24 protein-coding genes, 7 tRNA genes, 1 rRNA gene and 1 pseudogene are annotated in these 24,163 nt (G+C 47.9%); 5 read left to right on the top strand and 28 right to left on the bottom strand.

Annotated features, from left to right (window positions below):
• The first annotated feature begins 6 nt into the window (after nucleotides 1-6).
• Nucleotides 7-612, top strand: a complete 606-nt coding sequence (locus KNQ05_RS12930; RefSeq protein WP_214805655.1) for a hypothetical protein — start codon at nucleotides 7-9, stop codon at nucleotides 610-612.
• 149 nt (nucleotides 613-761) lie between these two features.
• Here KNQ05_RS12930 and KNQ05_RS12925 read toward each other — a convergent pair whose 3' ends face one another.
• The 6 genes from KNQ05_RS12925 to KNQ05_RS12900 all read right to left on the bottom strand — a co-directional run bounded on the left by KNQ05_RS12925 (nucleotide 762) and on the right by KNQ05_RS12900 (nucleotide 4,338).
• A complete protein-coding gene (locus KNQ05_RS12925) occupies nucleotides 762-1,241 on the bottom strand; it encodes a GNAT family N-acetyltransferase (RefSeq protein ID WP_088836034.1) in 480 nt (159 codons plus the stop codon).
• A gap of 62 nt (nucleotides 1,242-1,303) precedes the next feature.
• A complete protein-coding gene (locus tag KNQ05_RS12920; RefSeq protein ID WP_214767611.1) occupies nucleotides 1,304-2,005 on the bottom strand; it encodes a YjjG family noncanonical pyrimidine nucleotidase in 702 nt (233 codons plus the stop codon).
• Nucleotides 2,006-2,008: 3 nt separating this feature from the next.
• Complete coding sequence (locus tag KNQ05_RS12915; RefSeq protein WP_214767609.1) at nucleotides 2,009-2,479, bottom strand: DMT family transporter; 471 nt, start codon at nucleotides 2,477-2,479, stop codon at nucleotides 2,009-2,011.
• A gap of 12 nt (nucleotides 2,480-2,491) precedes the next feature.
• Nucleotides 2,492-3,160: a Crp/Fnr family transcriptional regulator gene (locus KNQ05_RS12910; RefSeq protein ID WP_214767607.1), complete on the bottom strand. Its 669-nt coding sequence runs from the start codon at nucleotides 3,158-3,160 to the stop codon at nucleotides 2,492-2,494.
• Nucleotides 3,161-3,172: 12 nt separating this feature from the next.
• Complete coding sequence (locus KNQ05_RS12905) at nucleotides 3,173-3,598, bottom strand: DMT family transporter (RefSeq protein WP_214767605.1); 426 nt, start codon at nucleotides 3,596-3,598, stop codon at nucleotides 3,173-3,175.
• Between the two features lie 122 nt (nucleotides 3,599-3,720).
• Nucleotides 3,721-4,338 carry a GntR family transcriptional regulator gene (locus KNQ05_RS12900; protein WP_214805652.1) on the bottom strand — a complete coding sequence of 206 codons (618 nt, stop codon included), beginning with the start codon at nucleotides 4,336-4,338 and terminating at the stop codon, nucleotides 3,721-3,723.
• Nucleotides 4,339-4,524: 186 nt separating this feature from the next.
• On the opposite strand from KNQ05_RS12900, the gene garR reads away from it, so the two are divergent.
• From garR to KNQ05_RS12885, 3 genes are all read left to right on the top strand, one after another.
• Nucleotides 4,525-5,415: a 2-hydroxy-3-oxopropionate reductase gene (gene garR / locus KNQ05_RS12895; protein ID WP_214805649.1), complete on the top strand. Its 891-nt coding sequence runs from the start codon at nucleotides 4,525-4,527 to the stop codon at nucleotides 5,413-5,415.
• Nucleotides 5,416-5,422: 7 nt separating this feature from the next.
• Complete coding sequence (locus KNQ05_RS12890; protein WP_371816369.1) at nucleotides 5,423-6,862, top strand: four-carbon acid sugar kinase family protein; 1,440 nt, start codon at nucleotides 5,423-5,425, stop codon at nucleotides 6,860-6,862.
• Nucleotides 6,863-6,957: 95 nt separating this feature from the next.
• Nucleotides 6,958-8,301, top strand: coding sequence for a GntP family permease (locus KNQ05_RS12885; protein WP_214805643.1), 1,344 nt, complete (start codon nucleotides 6,958-6,960; stop codon nucleotides 8,299-8,301).
• Nucleotides 8,302-8,362: 61 nt separating this feature from the next.
• Here KNQ05_RS12885 and KNQ05_RS12880 read toward each other — a convergent pair whose 3' ends face one another.
• From KNQ05_RS12880 to KNQ05_RS12870, 3 genes are all read right to left on the bottom strand, one after another.
• The gene (locus KNQ05_RS12880; protein WP_214805641.1) at nucleotides 8,363-8,701 is read right to left on the bottom strand and encodes a zinc ribbon domain-containing protein YjdM; all 339 of its coding nucleotides are present in this window, start codon (nucleotides 8,699-8,701) and stop codon (nucleotides 8,363-8,365) included.
• A gap of 137 nt (nucleotides 8,702-8,838) precedes the next feature.
• Nucleotides 8,839-9,690, bottom strand: coding sequence for a PPK2 family polyphosphate kinase (locus KNQ05_RS12875; protein ID WP_214805639.1), 852 nt, complete (start codon nucleotides 9,688-9,690; stop codon nucleotides 8,839-8,841).
• A 77-nt stretch (nucleotides 9,691-9,767) separates the two neighbouring features.
• Nucleotides 9,768-10,625 carry an SDR family oxidoreductase gene (locus KNQ05_RS12870; RefSeq protein WP_214802723.1) on the bottom strand — a complete coding sequence of 286 codons (858 nt, stop codon included), beginning with the start codon at nucleotides 10,623-10,625 and terminating at the stop codon, nucleotides 9,768-9,770.
• Nucleotides 10,626-10,751: 126 nt separating this feature from the next.
• On the opposite strand from KNQ05_RS12870, the gene KNQ05_RS12865 reads away from it, so the two are divergent.
• Nucleotides 10,752-11,066 carry a winged helix-turn-helix transcriptional regulator gene (locus KNQ05_RS12865; RefSeq protein WP_214805637.1) on the top strand — a complete coding sequence of 105 codons (315 nt, stop codon included), beginning with the start codon at nucleotides 10,752-10,754 and terminating at the stop codon, nucleotides 11,064-11,066.
• A 52-nt stretch (nucleotides 11,067-11,118) separates the two neighbouring features.
• Here KNQ05_RS12865 and KNQ05_RS12860 read toward each other — a convergent pair whose 3' ends face one another.
• The 19 genes and pseudogenes from KNQ05_RS12860 to rrf form a co-directional block, all read right to left on the bottom strand.
• Nucleotides 11,119-12,108, bottom strand: a complete 990-nt coding sequence (locus tag KNQ05_RS12860; RefSeq protein ID WP_214805635.1) for an NAD(P)/FAD-dependent oxidoreductase — start codon at nucleotides 12,106-12,108, stop codon at nucleotides 11,119-11,121.
• 67 nt (nucleotides 12,109-12,175) lie between these two features.
• Nucleotides 12,176-13,072 (bottom strand): phosphotransferase family protein, encoded by an 897-nt coding sequence (locus KNQ05_RS12855; RefSeq protein ID WP_214805633.1) that lies wholly within the window; start codon nucleotides 13,070-13,072, stop codon nucleotides 12,176-12,178.
• 125 nt (nucleotides 13,073-13,197) lie between these two features.
• Nucleotides 13,198-13,759 (bottom strand): annotated as a pseudogene (locus KNQ05_RS12850) (isochorismatase family protein).
• A 393-nt stretch (nucleotides 13,760-14,152) separates the two neighbouring features.
• A complete protein-coding gene (locus tag KNQ05_RS12845; RefSeq protein ID WP_353048424.1) occupies nucleotides 14,153-14,665 on the bottom strand; it encodes a hypothetical protein in 513 nt (170 codons plus the stop codon).
• Nucleotides 14,666-14,809: 144 nt separating this feature from the next.
• A complete protein-coding gene (gene glmS / locus KNQ05_RS12840) occupies nucleotides 14,810-16,606 on the bottom strand; it encodes a glutamine--fructose-6-phosphate transaminase (isomerizing) (RefSeq protein WP_214767582.1) in 1,797 nt (598 codons plus the stop codon).
• 796 nt (nucleotides 16,607-17,402) lie between these two features.
• Nucleotides 17,403-18,758, bottom strand: a complete 1,356-nt coding sequence (glmM, locus tag KNQ05_RS12835) for a phosphoglucosamine mutase (protein ID WP_214767579.1) — start codon at nucleotides 18,756-18,758, stop codon at nucleotides 17,403-17,405.
• A gap of 29 nt (nucleotides 18,759-18,787) precedes the next feature.
• Nucleotides 18,788-20,074 carry a CdaR family protein gene (locus tag KNQ05_RS12830; RefSeq protein WP_088836019.1) on the bottom strand — a complete coding sequence of 429 codons (1,287 nt, stop codon included), beginning with the start codon at nucleotides 20,072-20,074 and terminating at the stop codon, nucleotides 18,788-18,790.
• Complete coding sequence (gene cdaA / locus KNQ05_RS12825; RefSeq protein WP_204251426.1) at nucleotides 20,074-20,898, bottom strand: diadenylate cyclase CdaA; 825 nt, start codon at nucleotides 20,896-20,898, stop codon at nucleotides 20,074-20,076. Before cdaA ends, KNQ05_RS12830 begins: the two co-directional genes overlap by 1 nt.
• 115 nt (nucleotides 20,899-21,013) lie before the next feature.
• Nucleotides 21,014-21,628, bottom strand: coding sequence for a polymer-forming cytoskeletal protein (locus tag KNQ05_RS12820; protein WP_088836017.1), 615 nt, complete (start codon nucleotides 21,626-21,628; stop codon nucleotides 21,014-21,016).
• A 16-nt stretch (nucleotides 21,629-21,644) separates the two neighbouring features.
• Nucleotides 21,645-22,208: an RNA polymerase sigma factor SigW gene (sigW, locus tag KNQ05_RS12815; RefSeq protein WP_214767576.1), complete on the bottom strand. Its 564-nt coding sequence runs from the start codon at nucleotides 22,206-22,208 to the stop codon at nucleotides 21,645-21,647.
• A gap of 125 nt (nucleotides 22,209-22,333) precedes the next feature.
• Nucleotides 22,334-23,242, bottom strand: a complete 909-nt coding sequence (gene rocF / locus KNQ05_RS12810; RefSeq protein WP_214805630.1) for an arginase — start codon at nucleotides 23,240-23,242, stop codon at nucleotides 22,334-22,336.
• A 221-nt stretch (nucleotides 23,243-23,463) separates the two neighbouring features.
• Nucleotides 23,464-23,539, bottom strand: a tRNA-Ala gene (locus KNQ05_RS12805).
• Nucleotides 23,540-23,555: 16 nt separating this feature from the next.
• Nucleotides 23,556-23,627: transfer RNA gene (locus KNQ05_RS12800), tRNA-Gly, on the bottom strand.
• A 7-nt stretch (nucleotides 23,628-23,634) separates the two neighbouring features.
• Nucleotides 23,635-23,707, bottom strand: a tRNA-Lys gene (locus tag KNQ05_RS12795).
• Between the two features lie 4 nt (nucleotides 23,708-23,711).
• Nucleotides 23,712-23,795, bottom strand: a tRNA-Tyr gene (locus KNQ05_RS12790).
• Nucleotides 23,796-23,828: 33 nt separating this feature from the next.
• Nucleotides 23,829-23,901: transfer RNA gene (locus KNQ05_RS12785), tRNA-Thr, on the bottom strand.
• Between the two features lie 9 nt (nucleotides 23,902-23,910).
• Nucleotides 23,911-23,985: transfer RNA gene (locus tag KNQ05_RS12780), tRNA-Glu, on the bottom strand.
• 2 nt (nucleotides 23,986-23,987) lie between these two features.
• Nucleotides 23,988-24,062, bottom strand: a tRNA-Asn gene (locus tag KNQ05_RS12775).
• 16 nt (nucleotides 24,063-24,078) lie between these two features.
• Nucleotides 24,079-24,163 (bottom strand): 5S ribosomal RNA (rrf, locus tag KNQ05_RS15855); the annotation flags it as partial.

The raw sequence follows: 24,163 nt of genomic DNA, 5'->3' as shown, positions 1-24,163 counted from the left end.
TCTTCTATGAAAAACTGGATGTACATATCACTTGCCGCCTTTATCTTGACAGGGTGCAGCCAAAACCACGATCAAATCGAATCCGCTACGAAAAAAGTACCTGTCACCCAGGCCACTTCTACCTTCACACTCTCCCCCCTACCCGTTACAGAAGGGGAAGAAAAATTTGCCACATTTGCCAACCAACAGATTGGCGCCGTTCAGCTAAAAGGAACATTAAAGGCGACCCACTGGCTAAAAGGTGTCGAATATCTCCCGGACAAACAAGAACGGGTACTGTTCTCGATGGAACTTGAACCGAAAAAGTACGATACCACGATCCGGTTTTCCCAGTCTTTCTCGGATGATCTGATTCAATTCGGGATTGATGTCGGTGATACAGTACTCTTCGGTGACGATACGTTTACGCATCTTGATGATTACATCGTTCGCGGTGCCGACTTCCGCTCAAAAACGGCTACGGCGACCCCTTATAATCTTTTGATGGTCTATCATCTGTCAAAAAATAAAGAAATGCGCGGGTTTAATTTAAATGAGGTCACGCGTCCCGCTGACGTACCACTCAAAAAAGGAGAGCGGATTTTCGGAATCGTATTATCCAATCAGAAGTAAAGCAGAACCCGTCCCACACTTCTAGTTCAGACGGGTTTTTCCTTGTCCTTTCATGTCGTTCTGAAACGAATAATTCAACAAAGAGTGGCAGACTCAATCGCTGCCACTCTTTGTTGTATAGAAACTGACTTTTGCGTCAGCCCCATTTTTTAAATTTCACTTCTCCGCTCGAGTAACACGGTATCCCGCCAGACACCAGCCAACTGTCCGATTCGTTCCCGACGACCGACTTCCCGGAAACCGAACCGTTGATGGAGTTTGAGGCTGGCGATGTTTTCCGGAAAGATTTGTGAATGCAACGTCCAGATGCCTGCTGCTTCACTCGACGTAATGACCGCCTGCATCAATACCGTCCCGACTCCTTTTCCCCGTGCGTCTTCATCGATATACAAACTGACTTCGGCAACACCGGCATAGGCCGGAATCGACGAAAATGGACTGATGGCGATCCATCCGAGCATTTTCCCGTCTTTTTCCACCACAATCCGGCTGTGTATGTGGTGATGGGCATCCCAGTAGTCAAACGACGGTACTTCCGTTCGGAACGTCGCATTTTGTGTCTCGATTCCTTGCTGGTAAATCCGACCGACTTCCGGATAATCTGCTGCGGTCATCGCTCGTAGATTCATGACAACCTGCTCCTTTTCTAGTCTTTTATCGCTTCGCGTCAAACGATCTTGACATATTTTCGTTATCGAACTCGTTCCGTCGTCCGCAACACATCAAGCAACTGTTCGAGCCGTTCGATGGTGTAGGTCGGTGTCAACTCACTCGGAGCCGTTTCCTGACCCGGGTTAAACCAACACGTATCAATTCCGGCCGAAATGCCGCCTTGGATATCTGCAGTCAAGGAGTCGCCGATGAGCAGTGTTTGCTCCGGACGGAATTCCGGAATCCGGTCGAACACATACGTAAAGAAAGCACGCATCGGTTTTTGATAGCCCGTGTCTTCGGAAACAAAAATCTGATCAAAGTACGGCAACAGTCCTGAACCAGCGAGCCGTGCATGTTGTGTCCGCGAGACACCGTTCGTCACGACGTAGAGTTGGTAATGTCCTTTTAACTGCCCGAGTAATTCGTGTGCTCCGTCAATCAAATCCGTTCCCTGACCGAGATACGTCCGGTAGCGCTCATCCATCTGTTTCCCGTCGACCACCCATCCCTGCTCTGCAAAAAACGTCACGAAACGTTCCGAGATGACTACGTCTCGCGTCACTTCCCCCCGTTCGAGAGCTGCCCATAAGCCTTTGTTAATGGACCGGTACCGGGTTTCACGTTCTTCCGTCCATTCGAGCTGTTCGTCCGCGAATAGTTTTCGTAGCGCCCAGCGTTCCGTTGCGTCAAAATCAAGTAAAGTATGATCGATATCAAAGAGTAATGTTGTATAGTTCATCCGTCATGCTCCTTTTCGTAAGATCCGTTTTTCTGTCAGATTCCCGCCGAGTTGGAACAAAAGCACCCCGCCGCCAATCAAGAGAACGCCGACTGCCTTCGTCCACGTGAAGGCGACCTGTTCGAGACCGAACCACCCGAGCGTGTCCCAGAGCAGCGCAAAGAGGATTTGTGAGACCATGACGATCGAGATGGCGTAGCTCGGTCCGAGTTGCTGAACGCCTTGCGTCACAGACAGGACGACACCGACACCGATGATGCCGCTGAACCAAAACCACGGCTGCATACCGGTCAAAGAAAAAAGTGCCGTCCCTTCAACGAGCAGTCCAATCGTCAGCGAAGCGAGGAAACCGAGTCCAAGGACTAACGTCGTCGTTGCCCACGCCCCGACCCGTTCTTTGACTTTTGCGTTAAAGGTGTTTTGCATACAGACGAGCATCCCGCCAAATAAGGCGAGTAAAATCCCCAGTGTCATCGTGCTTGCCTCCTATTCATAAATACTTTCCCCGACACGTTCCATTAAACCCGCGCGGTCGATGATCTCAATCGTCCGTTTCGTCCGGTCAATTAATCCATCCCGGCTGAACTGGAGCAATACCCGGTTCAGGTGCCGGTAGCTCGTCCCGATCAAATCCGCTGCATCGACTAAATCCGTGACCGGCAGGGTTTGTTTTTCCGGTGTCATCGATAAAAGATAACTCGCGAGCCGGACTTCGACCGGATATAAAAGATTAAAGCTCATCGAGTGCGATTTCAGTTCGAACTTCATCGTGATCGTCTCGAGCAAAAAACGTAAGAATGCCGGATTGTCCGTTCCTGCTTGTTCGAGTGCCGCGTAACTGATCCGGAACACTCGGACCGGCGTTACAGCTTCGACCGTGTTCATCAAGGGGATACGGCGGACATATTCGATATCGCCGATCAGATCGAACGGATGCTTGAAGGAAAGAACGAGCCGTCGTCCGGCCGCTGACATATGCGTGATCTTCAACTTTCCTTCGACGAGCAAATACAGCTGTTTCGCGTCATCGCCCTGCTGGCACAAGTATTCGCCCGGTTCGACCTCGACACGTTCGAGATGACGGCGTAAGCGCTCGTCAAAGACATGCGTCAATTGAAAACGGTCCAAGTATGTCGCAAGTCGCTCATCCTCCACGCGAATCCCTCCTTATAGTTTCAAGATTAAGATACCGCCGACCATCAACAAAATTCCGATGACTTGCGGCAGCTGCAACCGACGTTTCATCATTCCGAACCAACCGTTCCAGTCAATCAAAAGGGCCAGACCGAGCTGGGCAATCAAAAAGAGTGAAATCGTCAATGTCACACCCATCAAATGCACGGCTGTGATATTACTGAACAAAACAGCCGCCGCCAGTGCGCCTCCTGATAGATAAAGCGGCTTGACGTGGCGCATCTCTTGAAACGTCCGGTCGCGTAAAGCGAATGTGATCAATAAAGCGACGATGAAGCCTGTCATTTGGGTCACAGTCGCCGCTTGCCAGGTCCCGATGCCATCACTGATTCGGGCATTGGCGACACTTTGGAGCGTCAGAAAAAAACCGCCGCTGATTGCAAAAAGGATGCCTCGCATCTGTATCGCCTTCCTTTCGTTATCTTCTTTCATCCTATCCTAAAACGACGGTGGATGATTGATAAAGGACATTTGTCCTGAGAATACAGATGACATAAAAAAAGATAAGCAACGACAGTCGCTTATCCTTTTATCCAGTTCAAACAAAATTCTAAATCGCGTTGTAAGTGGGCTTTCATCAAACGCTCTGCCTCTTCCGCTTGGTGATTGATGATGGCTTGATAAATTTCGTCGTGCTCTTCGATTAAAAGAGGTCGTTTATGATGTACGACTGTTTTTCGGAACAAGTAAATGATTGATTGCATCCGGTCGATGATATCGATCATGACAGGATTTCCTGTTGCACCGACAATGACCTCATGAAATTCTTTGTTAGCCGCCATTATTTCTTCTACTTCTCCAGCCCGCCCAATGTCGACACACCGTTTTAACTTTTCGGCGTCCGATTCTCTCATATACATCGCACAGTGACTGGCTGCGAACCCTTCCAACAGCATTCGGACCTGAAAGATATCACGCAAATCCATATCACTTGGATTCACGACACGTTTTTCCTTAATCAGACCTTCCTGTTCTAATTTCCGGATCGAATCCCGTACCGGTGTACGGCTGATCCCCATTTCTTCCGCTAACCGTTCTTCTACTAATTTTGTTCCACGTTCCAATTCACCACTCAATATACGGTCACGTATATACTCGTAAGCTTGTACATAAGCAAGCTGTGTCGTCTTTTTCCCCACTAGAATCGTCTCCTACATTCGATTTTTCCCTTAGTTCAAAGTATAAGTTTAATACTCGGAATTTAAAAGGGACTTATTTTGTATACATTTTTAAATAAATTGTATACAAAATTGAACAAAGTGTGTACACTTCGATTAAGGAGTTATGAAAGCGCTATCTTTAATTTAGAAAAGGAGTTGTATATTGTGACACAGCGCATTGGAATTATCGGTTTAGGCATCATGGGCAAGCCCATGGCCTTGAATATATTACGCGCAGGTTATGACGTGAAGGTGAATGATTTAAATGTAGATAGCGTCAACACATTGATTGAGGCGGGCGCAACGGCTGCCTCCCCTGCTGAAATGGGTGCGACGTGCGATATCATCATCACGATGCTGCCGGCCTCGAAACATGTAGAACAGGTTGTTACTGGAGAAAACGGGGTTTTAGAGACCGCAACGGCAGGAACTATCATCATTGATATGAGTTCGATTTCGCCGGTTGCGTCCGTCGCAATTGCGGAACTGGCTGCACAGCGAGGCGTCGACATGTTGGATGCGCCAGTAAGCGGCGGTGAACCGAAAGCCATCGACGGAACACTTTCAATCATGGTCGGCGGGAAAGAAAACGTATTTGAATCCGTCAAACCATTACTCGATGTGATTGGTGCAAGCGTCACCCTTGTCGGGAAAAACGGCAGTGGCGTAACAGCGAAACTTGCCAATCAAATCATCGTTAATCTAAATATTGCTGCGATGTCCGAAGCTCTGACGCTTGCCGCAAAAGCAGGAATTGACATTGAAAAGATGTATCATGCCATTCGTGGCGGCCTTGCGGGAAGTGCTGTTCTCGATGCCAAAGTCCCCTTGATTCTCGACCGTAATTTTGTCGCTGGTGGACGGATTGATATCAATTTAAAAGATATGACAAATGTCATGGAGACAGCTCACGATATCGGGGTCCCGTTACCGTTATCTAGCCAACTCGTCGAAATTTTTCATGCCTTGAAAATCGACGGCAAAGCTGCTGATGATCACGGCGGAATCATTCAATATTACGAAAAATTAGCCCATGTTGAAGTAAGGAAGGTGTAAGGACATGATGACTCCTCCGAAAAAATTACCGGTTGCCGAAACGTTCGCCACTCTTCCAGAGACGCCTGATGAGACTATCGTCGACAAGATGCTGTCAGCAGCACTTGACCAGTTCAAAAAGAAAATCATCGTATTAGACGATGACCCGACTGGTGTCCAAACTGTCCATGGCGTTTCTGTCTATACCGATTGGAGCATGGAAAGCCTCGAGGCAGCATTTAGTGAAGAAAGTCGAATGTTCTTTATTTTAACGAACTCAAGAGGATTTACAGCGTCTGAAACACAACTTGCCCATGAAGAAATCGCCGCACACATTCAAGAAGCTGCCGCGAAACAACAACAAGAATTCATCATCATCAGTCGCGGAGATTCGACATTACGAGGACACTATCCGCTCGAAACCGATGTGTTACGGACTACACTCGAACAACGTTCAGATGTATCTTTTGATGGAGAAGTAATTATGCCTTTCTTCAAAGAAGGCGGCCGTTTCACCATTCAAGACATACACTATGTACAAGATGGAGAGATATTGATACCGGCAGGTGAAACCGAGTTTGCAAAAGACCGGACATTTGGTTATTCCGCTTCACATCTTGGTGAATGGGCTGAAGAAAAGTCGAATGGGGCTTTTCCTTCCACTGACGCTACTTATCTTTCGTTGGATGACATCCGAAATCTTCGAATCGACCGCCTCACGGACCAACTCATGAAGGTCGAGCATTTTAATAAAGTTATTGTCAATGCAACCGAATATATCGATGTGAAAGTCGTCGTCATCGCTCTGATCCGTGCCATGAATGCGGAAAAACACTTCCTGTTCCGTAGTGCTGCTGCTTTAACAAAGATTTTGGGCGGGGTCAGTGATAAATCACTATTGACTAGAGACGAGCTGGTATCTGAACAAAATCAACACGGTGGTTTGATTATGATTGGTTCACACGTCAAGAAAACGACTGAACAATTCGAAGTGCTACAAACATGTAACTTCATTGAATTTATCGAATTTAACGTACATCTTGTCTTACATCCTGAACAATTTGAAATAGAAGTTCAGCGTGTCATTGAGATGACCGAACAGTTCATCCGAAATGGACAAACCGTCGCTGTCTACACCAAACGGGAACGCTTGGATTTAGGAGAAAATCAACAAGAAGAAGAACTTAAACTATCTATCAAGATTTCGAACGCTGTAACCAGCATCGTCAAAAATCTTAAAGTCCGGCCTCGTTTTATCGTTGCTAAAGGTGGCATCACTTCTAGTGATATCGGAACGACCGGTTTAAGCGTCAAACGAGCGACAGTCGCAGGACAGATTAGACCGGGTATCCCGGTTTGGCTGACCGGGAGCGAAAGTAAGTTTCCTGGACTCGCTTATGTGATTTTCCCCGGGAATGTCGGTACATCAACGACACTAAAAGAAGTCGTAGAGTTGCTCCATCATTAAGATGAGTGACTCTTATCGTCTACCGCTTATTGTAAGCGGATACAATCGGAAGTTTTGACTACTTATAAAACTTAGATGATTAAGGAGATGCTTATATGGTTACAGGTAATTTATTAATTTTAATTTTCATCCTTTCGCTTGCCGTCTTATTCTTCGCTATCCTGAAATTAAAAATTGAACCGTTTCTTGCATTAGTCGCCATTTCATTCCTGACCGCGCTCGCCATCGGCATGCCTCTAAAGGAAGTCGCTACGACCGTCACGGCTGGTTTTGGTAACACACTGGCTGGTGTCGGCATATTGATCGGACTTGGTGTAATTTTTGGTCAATTTCTCGGTGCTTCAGGAGCTGTCGAAAAAATTGCCCAAGCTGTCCTGAATGTATTTGGTGTTAAGAAGTCCCCTGCCGGTCTTGCATTGACGGGTACGGCAGTTTCCATCCCGGTATTTTTTGATGCGGCATTTGTCATCTTGAGCGGGCTCATCCGTTCACTTTCTACAAAAACCGGTATTTCAATCGTCAGTTTCGTAACAGCACTCGGTGTAGGTTTAATCGTCTCTCACAACATGATTGCCCCGACGCCAGGACCTCTTGTAGTCGCAGAAAATACTGGATCAGAACTCGGCTTTTTTATTCTTTACGGTATCATCGTAGCGATTCCCGCTACTTTAGTCGGCGGTTATTTATACGGCATGTTCATCGGAAAACGCATTAAACACTCCGGTGAAATCGAAGAAGTTACGATTGATAAAGCTGATTTGCCTAGAAAGGAAATCAGTACAGGATTGAGCTTCTTCATGCTGGCTTTACCTATTGTACTCATTCTCATGAACACGGTGTCTCAACTTGTAGTCCCGGGTACATCGATTTCTAGCTTTTTCGGTTTCATTGGAGAAAAAAATGTCGCCTTGCTAATCAGTGTATTTGCAGCAATCATTCTATTACGTCCTTACATTTCAATACCTAACCATCGACTTTATTCAGAAGCCATCAACTCAGCCGGAATCATCATTTTAATTACCGGAGCCGGCGGTGCATTTGGAGCTGTCATCAACAACAGTGGGATTGGTGATCACTTGATTACAACGATGCAGAGCTGGAGTATCCCTGTCCTGTTACTCGCCTTCATCTTTTCACAAATCTTGCGGGCTTCACTTGGTTCAGCCACTGTTGCCCTTGTAACGACATCAAGTATTCTCGGACCGATGGTGGGTGAGCTAGGAATCTCCCCTATCTTGCTTGGCCTTGCGATTTGTGCCGGTGGAATCGGACTTTCATTACCGAATGATTCTGGTTTTTGGGTCGTCAACCGATTCGGAAAACTGACAATACCACAAACGCTTCTCGCTTGGACGGGTGGCGGATTTATCGCAGGCTTAACCGCTTTAGCCGTCGTATTTATTCTGAATCTGTTTTCAGGTATCCTCCCTGGACTTTAATGACGCTTTTACACAACTCAAAAACCACAAAACCGCCATGTCGATACTGGCGGTTTTGTCGTTAGATTTTTTTAACGAACTCGGATTTCAGCTTCATTGCGCCGAGTCCATCAATCTTGCAATCGATGTCGTGGTCTCCCTCGACGAGACGAATTCCTTTAACACGGGTTCCTTGTTTGACGACGAGCGATGTGCCTTTGACCTTCAAGTCTTTGATGACCGTAATCGTGTCACCGTCATGCAATTCGTTTCCGTTCGCGTCACGGATGACCGCCGTCTCTTCCGTCACGTCCGCTTCCGCCTGCGTCCATTCATGGGCACATTCCGGGCAGACGAACAGATTTCCGTCTTCATATGTATAGCTCGATCCACAGTTCGGACAGTTTGGATATTCAGTCATGTGTGATTCCTCCAAGTCTTTCATTGTTTCTTCTTTGTTTAGTATAACGTGTCTGACAAAAACGAAGATAATAAATTAAAACAATGCTTAGACAACCTCTAAAAAACCGTTCATCGTCTGACGATGAACGGTTTTGATTATTCATTTTCCAGCTTTTTGATTGCTTCATCTAGTTTTTCTTGATCCTCGTCCGACACTTCAGGAAACTGCGGATCGATATCGCGTAAAACGTCGTTCATGACTTCTGTCACGATGTAACGTCCGAACCAGTCATCATCGGCCGGTAGCACGTACCATGGCGCATTTTCCGTTGATGTGTTTGAAATCAAATCGGCAAAGATGTCTTGATACTCATCCCAATGTTCCCGCTCCTCAACGTCACTGAACGAAAACTCGAAGTTCTTTTTCGGGTCTTTCATCCGTTCGAGCAACCGTTCCTTTTGTTTGTCCTTCGAAACATTGAAGAGAAACTTGACGACACGGACGCCGTTCTCGACCAGGTACTGTTCGAAGTCATTGATTTGCCGGTACCGCATCTGCCAAACGTCTTGATCGTTCGGGAGTTCTTCCTCCTCAAGCAGGTTATGAATACGCGGTGCGATAACATCTTCATAATACGAGCGATTTAAAATGCCGACTTCTCCTTTGGCCGGCAACCCGTCATGAATCCGCCATAGAAAATCGTGTTTTTGTTCTTCTTCTGACGGTTTCTTGACCGAGATCGTCTTTAAGCCTTGGGCATTCAGGTTTGAAAAGATATAGCTGATCGCTTCATCTTTCCCACCGGCATCAATCGCCTGCAGGACGACTAAAATACCTTGTTTTTCTTCTGCATGAAGCCGCCAGTGTAGCTCTTTCAATTCCTCGACGCTCTCTGGAATGTATGTCTTGAGTAATTGTTCTTCAGAAATCCGGTCCGGATCAGATGTTTGGTAATCAGCTAAACTGACGTTCGCATCCGGAGCAACTCGATATTTTTTGATGTCCATTTGAATCCTCCTCTAACTTTCGCTCACTCTCAAAAGAATACCCTGAGAAGGACTTCGGAAAACCCGTTCAAATGAACTTATCTTTTAATCAATCGTTCTAATGCATTGTTGATTACGACAGGTGGGCGACCGAGAATTTGTGCAAAGTCCTGACTTTCAACAGCAAGCGTATCGTTTGCGATCCCTTCTTGAATCGAGACAAGCATCGGGATGAGGAAGTCCGGGAGACCCGCTTGTTTCATGATATCAGCATACGTTGCTACATCCACTTGTTGAACAGTGACAGGTCGAGCAAGAACCGCTCCGAGTGCCTCGGCGATTTCTGTTTGTGTCAACAATGGACCCGACAGTTCATAGATAGCTTGTTTTGGAGCATCTGTTGTCAAAACAGTAGCGATTGCTTCTGCATAGTCGTCCTGCAACGCCCAGCCGACTTTTCCGTCACCCGCTGCTGTCAACCAGTCTGCTCCGTTACGTACAGCGTCAATCGTCGCCTGCTCGTTTTCAAGATACCAGTTGTTCCGGAAGAAAATATAAGGGATACCTGTCTGTTCAATCAATCGTTCTGTTACCTGGTGCGTCCGTGCCAAGAAATTTTGACTTGCTTGTGCATTGGCAATACTCGTGTAGGCGATCAGGCCGACGCCTGCAGCCTGCGCTGCCTCGATTGCTGCCGTATGTTGCCGGACCCGTGTAGCTTCTTCCCCGTCCGTTGAAATGATCAACAAACGATCAATCCCTGCAAAGGCCGTTGCTAACGTAGTTGGCGCATCAAAATCTCCATGACGGACTTCGACACCACGTTCTTTGAGATTCGCTGCTTTTTCGACATTTCGGACACTGACGACAAGGTCGTCCGCACTGATCCGCCCTAACAGATGATTGACAATCTTAGTTCCTAATTTTCCAGTTGCTCCTGTAATCAATAGCTTCATGGGTATTCGCTCCTTTTTCTATCAAATGCCTATCCTGTACCTAATCTTATTACAGGTGGTACACTAATCCTAGTAGGCACCTTTTAGATACTTGGTCACCTAAACAGAACCATTGGAGGACACTAAATGAATCTTACCGAACAGCGGACGGCTTGTCCGGTCACTCGTGTGCAAACCATCATTTCTGGTAAATGGAAAATCCTCATCCTGTGGCATCTCAAACAAGGAACACAACGCTTTGGTTCCTTACAACGTCTGCTGCCCGGAATTTCTAAGGGCATCTTAGCACGTCAACTACGCGAACTTGAGCAGGATGGCATGTTGCTTCGAAAAGTCTACCGGGAAGTGCCGATAAAGGTCGAATACTCATTGTCCGACACGGGACTTAGTTTTTTGCCGATTTTAGATGCAATGGCTGCTTGGAGCCTGTCGCACATTTAGAATCTGATCAATAATAAAGGAGTATGCCATGTCGCATACTCCTGCTTTTACTTCATTTCGTCAGAACGTGTTGCTTAAAATGCGCATCGATTGTCGCTGCGACACGTAGACCGGATATGACGGCACTCTCAACCCGTGTCCGTCCCGAGGCATCATCTGCTTCAAGGAAGGCATCCCCGGCAAGCCACAGCGGATGGTGATTCAGTTTTAGAAACGGCGTGTGGAAGACATCGCGTGCCTGGGCGTAACGCCATCGTTTCAACTGACGGGAGATGAGTTCGACGGGACCGAGTTGTGCTTGCAGGAGCCGTTCGATTTCAGTGAGCGTCTCCGCTTCCTCCTTGTCATACCAGGCTTCACTCCACTCACCCGTCATGTAGACACTCAGTAACGGTGTCGCCGAGATTTCTTTTTCTGCGTTGTTGACAAGCTTCAGCATCCCGGGGACAAGTCCTTCGTCCGCCAGACCGACCTCCCCAATTTCGAGCGGTTCTTTCAGTTCAAACAGGCCGACAAATGTCGGTTCGAACGTGACACGGCTTAACGCTGTATGATCGGCTGCATCAAGCGTCAGCCGGGACGCTTGCAGTAAGTCATAGGCTTGCGGGACAGGTGCTGTCACGAGCATCGCGTCATAGACCCGTGTCCGGCTCTCTGAAATCGTCCGCAAAACCGTGTCCGCTTCGATCCGTCCGACCTGTTCGTTCAAGTGGACCGGAATCCCGCGTGCAATCGACTGAACGAGTTGATTCATCCCGTTAATCGCGATATACCGTGGAAAATCATCACCGAACCATTTCCGAATCAATCCGCGTTCGAGCCATTCATCGACTTCCTGCGCCAGTTCATCCGTCCGGACGGTGAAAAAGACAGCTCCGTGGTCCGCCTTTCCCTGATCGATTCGTCGTGTCGCCATGCGTCCCCCGACACTTTGGCTTTTTTCGATGATCTCGACCTCGTATCCTTCGACTTGTAATTGACGGGCAGCGAACGTCCCCGCAAGTCCACCGCCGATAATTCCGATTCGTTTTGGTTGTTCCATCTGATACATCCCCCTCCACTTGCTTCATTTCCACAAGTATAGCGGTTCGCTCGTCAAACGACGTCTTTTAACGTTCTTCGAATATGCTCGTCCGTTCGAGTTCAATTAACAAGCGGGCATGGTTGTTGTCAAAAAACTGTTGGTGCTGCGCTAATCCACGCTGGACGCACCAGCCGATTCCCGTCAGTGCTTCAAACAGACGGTAGTACGGCAAATAGACTTCAATCGGTTCCGGTGTCCGAATTTGGCCGTATCCGTTTTGATAAGCACCCAGCAGAGCGCTGCCACCTTGGAAGACATCCCGGTCGAGTTTCGTGAAGTCGATCTCCGTCGCTCCGAAACGTGAAGTTTCAAAGTCGATCAGTCCAGTGAGGTTTCCGCCGTCTGCGAGCAAGTTCCCGAGCCTGAAATCGAGATGAACGGCGACCGGACGCGAGGGTTCCGGTAACTCACGTTCACGCCGTTTTAATTCTGTAAAGGCGGCTTGATAAAGGACAGGCGGCAAAACTTGTTGAATCGCCGGCTCGAATGAGGTCATCTTCGCATTTCGGAAGACACGCCAGTCCTGTGAGGTAAACGCGGTGAAGCCGTTTTGTTCAAAATCACCATAGGTCTCATGCGTACAGGTATGTAAAGTAGCGTGAAGCCGTCCGATTTGTGTGGCTAGTGTCGGTGTCACCGTCTCGATTGTCGCACCGACTAATGCCTCCAGTACGAAAGCTCCCGTCGTCTGCGGCGTTGGCGGTGCTTCTGCAAGGATTTTCGGAACGGCGACACGGTCGGCCAAATACGTCAGCCATCCGTGCTCCCGGTACCATTTATCAGCCGTATAGGGTCGCTTTAAAAAAACAGTCCGACCGTCACGCAGAACCAGCCGGTCGACTTCGGAACTGTACGAATCCGTGACGGAAAAAATCTCTGCTACATCGAGATCAAACGATTGAATCCACTCTTCGCGGGTCATAATGCATCCCCCAGTCGTTTTTCAAGGATTTCGGGCAGTCCGTCAATTGCGGCTGTATCGAGCATCTGATAGGTTAAATAAACAGTCTCTTTTATCTTTCGCAGTTCAATCATAACTTCACTCCTTTATGTTCTGTGCTGATCGTGGATCGGTTCAAATAACTTCTCCGATGAGGGGCGGACAAGCGCAAAATGTTCGACATTGTAGTGACCGTGCAAAACTTGATTGTGATGGGCAATCATCAACTCCGCCGATAAAACATCGGAGCCGTTCGTCGTATGTCCGTCAGCAACGAGCGTCACATCAAATCCATTGACGGTTGCACTGCGGACCGCGGTATCGATGCAGTGTTCCGTCTTACAGCCGAGGATGACGACATGTTCGATTTGTCGTTCATTCAGATACTCAAGCAGTGGTGTCCCGTGAAACGCATTCGTTGCAGCTTTATCGAACGTCACCGCCTGATCTGGAATCTGAATCGAGGAGTGCACCTCAAACCCCGGTCCGTTTCCGTCCGCGACATCAAGATCCCGGATGAAGACAATCGTATGAGCATGATTCCGTGCTTCTTGCACGACTTGATTGATGACCTGACTGACGGGCATCTTTCGCATGAACACCTGACTCTTCTGCCGTCCCTTCGACGAGATCCTGTTGAAAATCAATAATGAGTACCGCTTGTCGCATCTGAATGTCCCTCCTTTTGGTTTCTTTACTTTTCTTCTTTCCCTTCCCTACTGGAAAGTCCTGTTTTTCACAAGAGATTTTAAGCTTTGCGAAACTTTTGATTGACTTGATGCGTTGAATAAGATGATGGAAAGGATGTTACATATGGACCTATTGCCACTCTTTTTCGTGATTTTCGTAATTGTCTTAGCTGTTAATCTGTTTCTCGATAAGATAATCATGAACCGGCGCCTTTCTCGGAACGTCTTCATGAAGAATCTCTTCGTCTGCTTTTTGATTTCGCTTGTTTTGCTAAGCTTCTTCTATCTTCAGTCCATGATGAACTAACAAATAGACCGTACACTCTCTGTTGAGCGTGTACGGTCTATTGACGATTACTCGATTTCAGTATTTCTACTGCTTTGTTACCTTGCGTAAACGGTAGTATTTTGTAAGTCGAAATCCGACATAGGCTGAATCCCCTAAGAGTGGATAAGATGTCCGCTGATATATATTCCAGTAGCTGATGATGCGACACTCAATCCGTGTCATGTAAACATCATTTGCTTGTAGAAAGGAACACAGATTTTCCTCAGGCCACCTCTCTAAAATCGGTTCGATTCGTTCTAGAATTTCTCTTACATATTCCCCAGTCAATTCAATCAGATAAAGCAACACCCAGTCTGTATCCGCCTGTTCTTCTTGTAATCGTTGAACATATTTCTCGCGGATATAACCATTGTGATGGCGCGTATACAAGCAATAGAGCAGCCACCGTTGTTGTTTCGTCAACGTCTCGATTTTCACCTCTGGTACTTCATCCAAGTACACGCGAGACGGCAAATTCAACTTTTCTTGCCAATACGCGATTTCAATCGTCCCCCACGTCACCGGTCTAAACAATCGGTGTGGGAAGAGACGTCTCACAGCCTCCACGTCTCCTGCACAGGATTGCGGAAAAGCTTGGAGCCAGTTTGTTTTCATCTGCATATGTGTTTCACCACTCATTCCTTCAGTGCTAGGTAATAAAAAAGTCATACTCCAACTGGAAGGAGTATGACTTGAATGTTTTTATTCGACTGTTACTGACTTCGCCAAGTTACGTGGCTTGTCGACGTCGCAATCACGGCCGAGTGCCGCGTAGTACGAGATCAACTGAAGTGGTAAGACTGAAAGTAATGGTGACAAGAGCGGCTCGACTGACGGGATGACGAATGCATCCGTCGGCAATTCGAGACCTTCTGAAGCGATGACACATGCGTTCGCGCCACGTGCGACGACTTCCTTGACGTTGCCTCGGTTGTTGAGGTGAACGTGCGGTTGTGTCACGAGGGCGATGACCGGTGTGTTGTCTTCAATCAAAGCGATTGGACCGTGTTTCAATTCGCCGCCAGCGTACCCTTCTGCCTGGATGTACGAAATTTCTTTGAGCTTGAGTGCCCCTTCCATTCCGACATACGCATCTTGACCACGGCCGATGAAGAAGGCGTTGCGTGATTCAGACAAGTATTCTGCAGCGATCTTTTGGAACCGTTCTTTTTGTGACATGACGGATTCCATTGCGCTTGAAATTTTACCGAGTTCTTTCATGAGATCGAAGTTGACGTCGACGCCTTTTGCTTGAGCCAGGTCAAACGCGAGGACCGCAAGAACAGCAATTTGCGCTGTGTATGCTTTTGTTGAGGCAACTGCGATTTCAGGACCGGCATGCAACAAGAGTGTTGCGTTTGCTTCACGTGAAAGTGTTGATCCCGCGACGTTCGTGACCGTCAATGCTGGGTGACCAAGTTTTTTCGCTTCAACGAGAACGGCACGGCTATCCGCTGTTTCACCTGATTGTGAAAGGAAGAGGAAGAGTGGTTTCTCTGTCAAAAGTGGCATGTTGTAGCCGAATTCAGACGAGATGTGGACCTCTGCCGGAATCCCAGCGATTTGTTCAATCAATTGTTTCCCGATCAAACCAGCATGGTAGCTTGTTCCGCAACCGATGATATAGACGCGGTCACGACCAAGGACTAAATCACGAACCGATTGATCGAGTGTGATTTCGCCAGCTTCGTTTTGGTATTTTTGAACGATGTTCCGGATGACGGCTGGCTGCTCATCCATTTCTTTAAGCATATAGTGCGCGTATGTCCCTTTTTCGATATCAGAAGCATCAATTTCAGCTGTATACGCGTCACGCTCTTGCACGTTTCCGTCTAAATCCTGGATTGTGACACTGTCACGCGTTAAGATGATCATTTCACCGTCATGTAACTCAACGAACTGATCCGTTACTTGAAGCATGGCCATTGCATCAGACGCAACGACGTTGAACGTGCCGTCTCCGAGACCAACGAGAAGTGGTGATTTATTTTTTGCGATATAAAGAACGTCCGGGTTTTCTGCATCGATTAAAGCGAGCGCATACGAACCGTGGAGCACGCGAAGTGTTTGACGGAAGGCTTCCGTGACATCACCTGTTGCGTCAAAGTTCTTTTCAATCATCTGAACGATGACTTCTGTATCCGTGTCGCTGAGTAAATCGACGTTAAGTTCTGCTTTTAACTGCTCATCGTTTTCGATGACACCGTTATGCACGAGTGTAAAGCGTGATGATGCACTTTGGTGTGGGTGGGCGTTCGGAACACTTGGTACACCGTGTGTTGCCCAACGTGTGTGACCGATTCCTACTGTACCGTCTGCTTCTGCAGGGACGACTTCGCGTAGCGCAGCGATGCGACCGACTTCTTTATGAACCTGAACGCCGTCATTGACGAACGCAAGACCTGCCGAGTCATAACCGCGGTACTCGAGTTTTTCGAGACCCTTTAGTAAAATTTCTTTCGTGTTAACTTCTCCGATCATACCTACGATTCCGCACATATTGATTCTCTCCCATATCAAGTATTTCCCTGAAGAGGAAACGGCTCTTGTCGAGAGTTATCAGCACTTGCTTGTTTGTCCGTCTAATCACTTAGACGATTTCAAGTAAGTTTACGGTACTGATAAGGTACCGGGAGGCATCCGCCGAATGATTCGATAAACCTCCACCTCGTCAGCTGCCTATCACATAGTCAGCCCTGGCGCTTCTGTTTCTGTCCGACTCCGTTTCTGTCCGACTTTACAATCATACGAACTTTAATTGGAAAAAGCAAGGAAGGTAACGTATTTGTAACTATTCCCGATATCTTTCTAAACAATACTTCTAATCCCTAGATTTTGTAAAAAAAAGAATTAAGCTTCTGTACCTACTCATCCACCCTCCAACGAACCCGTGTCCCTGTCCGACTTCTACAGGAAAAGGAAGCTCTGCTTACGGCAGGAACAAGCAAGACCCGGGCAGCCTCAAGTTGGCCGCGGCTTGCGTTCCGCCTGAGAAAAGCGGGCAGAGGACAGCGGTGTCGTCCCCTTCTCTCTCCTATGATCCAAACACTGTTCCTACTCCAGACCCACGCTATTTCTGAAACGAACCCGTACCCCTGTCCGACTTCTACAGGAAAAGGAAGCTCCGCTTCCGACAGGAACAAGCGAGACCCGGGCAGCCCCAAGCTGGCCGCGGCTTGCGTTCCGTCTGAGAAAAGTGGGCAGAGGATAACGGATTCGTGCTAATTCCCGTCCTTAACATTCCTCCCGTACACAAAAAAAAGGAGCAGCACGAAGCTACTCCTTTTTCGTCGACTCAATTTTCTTGTAACGCGTAGTTTTCACGCACGACGTTCGCGATCCGCTCGACGTACATGTCACATGCTTCTTGCGACTCTGCTTCCGCCATGACTCGAACGAGTGGTTCTGTTCCAGATGCACGAACGAGAATCCGGCCGTTTCCAGCCATTTCCGCTTCGACTTCCGCAATGATTGCTTGAACGGCAGGACCGTTCATTGCCCCATTCTTATCCGATACACGAATGTTGACAAGACGTTGCGGGAAGATTGGCATCTCGGCTGCGAGTTCCGATAACTTCTTGCCTGTCGCCTTCATGATTTGGAGTAACTGAACGCCAGACAACATGCCGTCGCCTGTCGTCGAGTAATCCATGAAGATGATGTGACCTGACTGTTCGCCACCGAGTGTGTAGTCGTTTTTACGCATCTCTTCGACGACGTAACGGTCACCGACTGCTGTTTGTAAGGCTGTCATGCCGTGTTCTGCGACTGTTTTATGGAAGCCGAGGTTACTCATGACTGTCGCGACGATCGTGTTATCTTTCAAACGACCGATTTCGTTCAAGTATTTTCCACAGATGAACATGATTTTATCGCCATCGACGATATCCCCATTTTCATCGACTGCAATCAAGCGATCGCCGTCACCGTCAAACGAGAGACCGACGTCGGCATTTTTTTCTTTGACGAATGCCGCGAGGTGCTCAGGGTGTGTCGATCCGACACCATCATTAATGTTCAAACCGTTTGGCGTTGTACCGATTGTCGAGACTTCTGCTTCGAGGTCCCCGAACAAACGTGGTGCAAGGCTTGATGTCGCGCCGTGCGCGCCATCAATTGCGACATGAATCCCGGAAAAATCTTCATCCGATGTTTGACGAAGCATATGGAGGTATTTTTGCGCACCTTCATAATAATCGTGGACGAAACCAAGCTCTTTCCCCGATGGTCGCGGGAGTGTGTCCTCTGTTTCGTCGAGCAATGCTTCGATTTCGAGTTCTGTTGCGTCATTGAGCTTAAAACCGTCTGTTCCGAAGAACTTGATGCCGTTGTCTTCAACCGGGTTGTGTGACGCTGAAATCATGACGCCCGCAGTCGCATCCATCGTTTTCGTCAAGTATGCGACGCCCGGTGTCGAGATGACACCAAGACGCATAACTTCCGCGCCGATTGATAACAATCCTGCAATCATCGCGTTCTCAAGCATTTGACCCGAAACGCGTGTATCGCGTCCGATTAAGACTTTCGGACGTGTGCTCTCGTGTTTCGTCAACACGTATCCGCCAATCCGTCCAAGACGGTAGGCGAGTTCCGGTGTCAATTCTACGTTTGCGACGCCGCGGACGCCGTCAGTTCCAAAATACTTACCCATGTGCTATTTCCTCATTTCACTGATTGGTTTTAATTGGTCTGTACCGATGTCCGGGGAATCGTCTTTAACGTGACGTCCATGTTATCCGGTCGTAAGACATCGAATGCTTTAGATGTCTGATATGAAATCGGTAAGCCGTGTGTGCCTTCTTTTAATCCTGTTACGTCGATGACAGCCTTGATGTCGGTTGCATCAATCGAAGCTAAGTCCGCTTCGCTGCCACGGACGACGAGATCAATCGTTTCAGCATAGTCAATTGTATACTTCGACTCGTCGAAACCGTTAAGCGTCACAGGAACACCTGTAATCGTCTTCTCTGCTCGCTCCTCGACCGTTTCCGTCGTCGATTTAGCATTTTCTTTCTCGACGACGATACTGACCGTAATCGAAGTCGGATCCATTGCCGTCACATTATCCGGTTCGACGAGTTCGATCGTCTTATCGGTCGTCTTCGTCAAATCTTTCAGTGAGATTGCCTTTGTATCGACTGAACCGATTCGCGTCAATTCTTCCTTCGTTCCGTACAGACGCGCTTCCGTGACGACGGGAACGATCTTGACGACCTTGTAGCCTTTTTTGACGCTACCTGTTGTTTTAACGTTGATCGGGACTGTTTTACTTTCCTTATAGACAGGAACTGTCACTTCAAGCTGTTCCGGATCGTACGTCGCGCTAATCGCGTTCCCATTCGTATCCGTCGCTTTAACGTTGAACGACTCCATGAAAGTCGACGCGCGACCCGTCACGTCGATCGGGACTTGAATCGATGTGATGGCTTGGAGCTTTTCTGCTCCTCCCGTCACAGCAACCGTTTGTTTACTCGGTTGTGCTTCACCGACGACATACCCTTCGGCGATTTTATTTTTGTTGAGTAAAGCGACTTGAACCGGGACTTGTTTCGTGACTTTTTTATCAAGAAAAACTTCGACCGTCTCCTGTTTCGGTGTCACTTCAACATCTTTTCCAAATCCATTCGCTGTCACACGAACACGGTGGTACCCAGGGTCGAGTCCCTCTAAATCTAACGATAGACCAAAGTCTTTGACGAGGCGAAGCATCGTCAAGCTACTCGATGGTCCTTTGACCGTCGTTTCAATTGTAGTTGGAATATTATAGGCGACCCACTGCGATTCATCATAATTCACTGTGACCGGTACGTCAAACGTCGTCGAGCCCTGACCAGCGATCGGCAATAGACTCGCCGCGTCACTTTTCCCGCTCGAACTCGAGCCTGCGACCATCAAATAGAGCATCACAGCAAGTAGTACCGCAACGATTCGTAAAAACCATCGTTCATTGAACCACTTTTCGAACATTATTTTTTCGCCCCCATCCAGTTAAAGAAGGACGTATTCGCCGGTTCGACTTTGACGAGCGTCTCAAGCAACTTCGTCCGAAGCGAATCTTCGTCGAGTTCCCGGTAAAGACGACCATTGATTGCGAGAGATACGCCTCCCGTCTCTTCCGATACGACAAGCGTGACACTATCCGTAACTTCACTGACACCAATCGCGGCCCGGTGACGCGTCCCGAGATCCTTAGAGATGTGGGCACTTTCTGAGAGCGGTAAATAACAAGCCGCTGCCGCAAGTTTGCCTTGCTGAACGATGACCGCACCATCATGCAACGGCGTGTTCGGGATAAAGAGGTTAATCAAAAGCTGACTCGTAATTTGTGAGCCGAGCGGAATCCCCGTCTCGACATATTCACTGAGACCGGTTTCCCGTTCAAACGTGACGAGCGCACCAATCCGGCGTTTCGACATGTATTGTGCAGACGAAACGAGTGCATCGACGATTCGCGTTTGTTCATCTTCATCACTGATGGCACTCCGTGAAAAGAATTTACTCGTTCGTCCCAGGTGCTCCAGTCCTCGACGGAGCTCTGGCTGGAAGATGATGATAATTCCGAGTAATCCATAGGTGATGATTTGATTCAATAGAAATTGTAAGGTCTTCAGTCCGAAGAAGCCGCTTAAGAACCAGCTGATCAAAATGACAGAAATCCCTTTAATCAATTGAACCGCTTTTGTGCCTTTGACGATAATCATCAGGCGGTAAATGACGAATGTCACGACCGCGATATCAAGCACATCATTAATATAATCGTACCAGTGTACGTTTTCGCCCAGTTTCAACATTTGAAATTGAAGTGGTTGCCAGTTGAAGTAATTCACCAACCGTGCCCCCTATCTCATCTAATTTAAACAGCTTTCATTATAGCACAAAGGGGCGAGTTAGACTCGCCCCAACTGATTAATCAAAGATTCGTTTGATTCCGTACCAGACGCGTTCGAACAACTGATCGATTTCTTTAATTTCTCCAGTTACGTTTCCGGCACTGGCTGTGTAAGCCGTCCCGTCAACGGTCATGACGTCTCCATTGACTTTGCCTTCAATCCGGACATTGCCGCCTTCGACGTATAAATCTTGATTGACCGTCACTCCTTTTGGAACAACAACTTCGCCATTTTCAGCGACAATACCGGGAGCGTTCGTATACGACAAGTCTTTATCTTCTTGCGTCATGTACCCCCCGAGGCTACCGACCGAAAGTAACGCAAAGATCGAGGCAGCTGCAAGGAGTGGATACTGTTTCATCTTCCCTCCAAAACGAGAAGGTTTACGAAGCGGTGTCACATTCGACGTGTCCACCTGTTCAGGCAGTTGTGCCAGCACGCGGGATGTAAAGTCTGCCGAGAGCTTCGGCTTCGGAAGCGTGCGTAACTGTGCATCGAGGAGTCGATACTCTTCGAAGTCGTCCATCGCATTCGCCTCCCGTAACTCCGCTTCGAGTTGTTTAAAGTCTTCTGGAGGTTGGTTTTGGTCTAAATAATCTTGGATGCGTTCGTTTACGTGTTCTCGTGTCATGGTGAGATCCTCCTTCTCACCGCGTTCCGAAGTGCTTCTTCAGCGCTTCTCGGCCACGGTGAATTCTAGTTTTGACTGTGGCGACTGGTAAATCGATCAGTTCACTGATTTCCTTTAATGAAAGGTCTTCAATATATTTCAAGACAAGCGGAATTCGATACTTTTCAGGTAAAGCGGCAATCGCGTCACCGACAGCATTTCGTTCTTCTGAATCAACGACTTGATCTTCTGGTAATTGCTCCTTACTTTCAAGCTGAGAATACAGCGTCAAGCCTTCAGTACCTGACATCTCGGCATCAAGGGAATAATCTGGACGTTTCTTCCGTAAGCGGTCAATTGAAACATTCGTCACAATCCGGTAGAGCCACGTACGGAATTTCCATTGTGCATTATACGATTCAATCTTTGTAAATACGCGAATAAAGGCTTCTTGCGTGGCATCCTCTGCTTCCATCCGATCACGTAATACACGGAAGGCAACTAAAAATGCCCCTTCTTTATATAGATCAACAAGTGCCGCAAATGCATCACGGTCTCCTTGCTTCACTCGCTCAATCAAGCGTAGTGTTGTTTCTTCCACTTCAAATACCCCCCGCTCTATGCGGTCAATCTCTTATACGGAGTCGACCGATAAATGTTTCATCTCAATTTAAATTGTAACAAAAAAAACTTGAACCCCGATGAAAAGAGTTCAAGTTCTATCCATTATTTTACTAAATGTTGGTTTTGCATTGCTTGAAGTAGGTTTCCGATCAAGGCATTTGCAAGAATCGCTGTTCCGTTCCCTTCTTCTAACAACGGATTCACTTCGACGAACTCCGCTGCAATAAAGTTTTCTTGTTCCGCACAAGAGTTCAAGACGGTCTGAGCATCCTCTAACATGACACCGTCCGCAACCCGCGTCCCGGTCCCTTCGACTAAACTCGGGTCAAGACCATCCATGTCGAAACTTAAGTAAAATGCGTCTGTCGTTTCGTTTAGGTAAGCAATCGCTTCCTTCATGATGGCTTCCATTCCCCGTGTCCGAATCGCTTCCATGTCATAAACGCGAATCCCAAGCCGATCAATCAATTCCTGTTCTCCCGGATCGACGTCACGCAAGCCGATAAAGACAAGATGCTCCGGTTGTAACTTGACGTCTGTCCCACCGATTTCCGTTAAACGCCGATGCCCTTCCCCAAGGGCAACAGCGAGTGGCATTCCGTGAATATTACCTGTAGGTGACGTTTCCGGTGTATTTAAATCACCATGCGCATCGAACCAAATTGCACCGAGCCGCGGAATCGATCGACGAAGTCCTGCGATCGTTCCGATTGCCATGCTGTGGTCGCCCCCGACGAGTAACGGAAAACGTCGTTCGGACAGCGCATCATGTACAATTAGCTGTAAATCATTCGTCGTATGGACGACTCCTTCGAGACGCTTTAACTTCGCATCTTCCTCACGTACCGCGTCTTCTGGTAAGACAGCCGCTTCCCCATAGCGGACCGCTTCTTGTCCATGTGTTGCTAACGTTTGAAATAGGCCTGCTTGTTCGACTGCTGCCGGACCATGCTCTGTTCCTGGCTTTCCTTGACCGTAACGATATGGCACGCTGATATATGCAATGTTCATCCCCGCATCCCCTTTGCTTAATTAAGTTACCTTAATTGTAAGCGGTAACATACGGCTGGTTCAACTCGACAAGATGACGCATCTTTATACAGTAGACGACAACAAAAAAGCACTGTGAAGGGAATCACAGTGCTTTCGCGTACGTACTCTGGTTAACAGGCATTTCAAGTATAAAAAAACTTAAGACGAACGAAACTCGCTTAAGATCTTTAAGCAAAATTTGGTGGAGCCTAGCGGGATCGAACCGCTGACCTCCTGCGTGCAAGGCAGGCGCTCTCCCAGCTGAGCTAAGGCCCCAAAAAAATAAACAAAAAGCGGAAGACGGGATTCGAACCCGCGACCCCGACCTTGGCAAGGTCGTATTCTACCACTGAACTACTTCCGCAAGAAAATGAGCCATGCAGGATTCGAACCTGCGACCCTCTGATTAAAAGTCAGATGCTCTACCAACTGAGCTAATGGCTCGACATGGTGGGGGGGGGCGGATTCGAACCGCCGAACCCGAGGGAGCGGATTTACAGTCCGCCGCGTTTAGCCACTTCGCTACCCCCCCAGTTTGTCTAGGAAAATTTAATTAAAAAAACAGTGCCGGCAACAGGAGTCGAACCCGCGACCTACTGATTACAAGTCAGTTGCTCTACCAGCTGAGCTACACCGGCACAATAAAATGGTGACCCGTACGGGAATCGAACCCGTGATACCGCCGTGAAAGGGCGGTGTCTTAACCGCTTGACCAACGGGCCATTGGCTCCGCAAGTAGGATTTGAACCTACGACCTACCGGTTAACAGCCGGTTGCTCTACCACTGAGCTATTGCGGAATAAAAAAACAAAATTGCCTGGCAACGTCCTATCCTCACAGGGGGAAGCCCCCAACTACTTTCGGCGTTCAAGTGCTTAACTTCCGTGTTCGGCATGGGAA

It is taken from the genome of Exiguobacterium sp. s125 (assembly GCF_018618605.1).
In the GTDB taxonomy this organism is placed as follows: domain Bacteria; phylum Bacillota; class Bacilli; order Exiguobacteriales; family Exiguobacteriaceae; genus Exiguobacterium_A; species Exiguobacterium_A oxidotolerans.
This window is presented reverse-complemented; position numbering and strand designations above follow the sequence as displayed.

Excerpts from the sequence above, each read along its gene's own strand:
- KNQ05_RS12920 (WP_214767611.1), bottom strand. The coding sequence starts at position 2,005 with ATGAACTATACAACATTACTCTTTGATATCGATCATACTTTACTTGAT.
- KNQ05_RS12885 (WP_214805643.1), top strand. The coding sequence starts at position 6,958 with ATGGTTACAGGTAATTTATTAATTTTAATTTTCATCCTTTCGCTTGCC.
- KNQ05_RS12875 (WP_214805639.1), bottom strand. The coding sequence starts at position 9,690 with ATGGACATCAAAAAATATCGAGTTGCTCCGGATGCGAACGTCAGTTTA.
- glmS (WP_214767582.1), bottom strand. The coding sequence starts at position 16,606 with ATGTGCGGAATCGTAGGTATGATCGGAGAAGTTAACACGAAAGAAATT.
- rocF (WP_214805630.1), bottom strand. The coding sequence starts at position 23,242 with ATGAACATTGCATATATCAGCGTGCCATATCGTTACGGTCAAGGAAAG.
- KNQ05_RS12830 (WP_088836019.1), bottom strand. The coding sequence starts at position 20,074 with ATGTTCGAAAAGTGGTTCAATGAACGATGGTTTTTACGAATCGTTGCG.
- KNQ05_RS12915 (WP_214767609.1), bottom strand. The coding sequence starts at position 2,479 with ATGACACTGGGGATTTTACTCGCCTTATTTGGCGGGATGCTCGTCTGT.
- KNQ05_RS12870 (WP_214802723.1), bottom strand. The coding sequence starts at position 10,625 with ATGAAGCTATTGATTACAGGAGCAACTGGAAAATTAGGAACTAAGATT.
- KNQ05_RS12890 (WP_371816369.1), top strand. The coding sequence starts at position 5,423 with ATGACTCCTCCGAAAAAATTACCGGTTGCCGAAACGTTCGCCACTCTT.
- KNQ05_RS12925 (WP_088836034.1), bottom strand. The coding sequence starts at position 1,241 with ATGAATCTACGAGCGATGACCGCAGCAGATTATCCGGAAGTCGGTCGG.
- cdaA (WP_204251426.1), bottom strand. The coding sequence starts at position 20,898 with ATGTTGAAACTGGGCGAAAACGTACACTGGTACGATTATATTAATGAT.
- KNQ05_RS12865 (WP_214805637.1), top strand. The coding sequence starts at position 10,752 with ATGAATCTTACCGAACAGCGGACGGCTTGTCCGGTCACTCGTGTGCAA.
- KNQ05_RS12860 (WP_214805635.1), bottom strand. The coding sequence starts at position 12,108 with ATGGAACAACCAAAACGAATCGGAATTATCGGCGGTGGACTTGCGGGG.
- glmM (WP_214767579.1), bottom strand. The coding sequence starts at position 18,758 with ATGGGTAAGTATTTTGGAACTGACGGCGTCCGCGGCGTCGCAAACGTA.
- KNQ05_RS12880 (WP_214805641.1), bottom strand. The coding sequence starts at position 8,701 with ATGACTGAATATCCAAACTGTCCGAACTGTGGATCGAGCTATACATAT.
- KNQ05_RS12930 (WP_214805655.1), top strand. The coding sequence starts at position 7 with ATGAAAAACTGGATGTACATATCACTTGCCGCCTTTATCTTGACAGGG.
- KNQ05_RS12905 (WP_214767605.1), bottom strand. The coding sequence starts at position 3,598 with ATGCGAGGCATCCTTTTTGCAATCAGCGGCGGTTTTTTTCTGACGCTC.
- KNQ05_RS12820 (WP_088836017.1), bottom strand. The coding sequence starts at position 21,628 with ATGACACGAGAACACGTAAACGAACGCATCCAAGATTATTTAGACCAA.
- KNQ05_RS12855 (WP_214805633.1), bottom strand. The coding sequence starts at position 13,072 with ATGACCCGCGAAGAGTGGATTCAATCGTTTGATCTCGATGTAGCAGAG.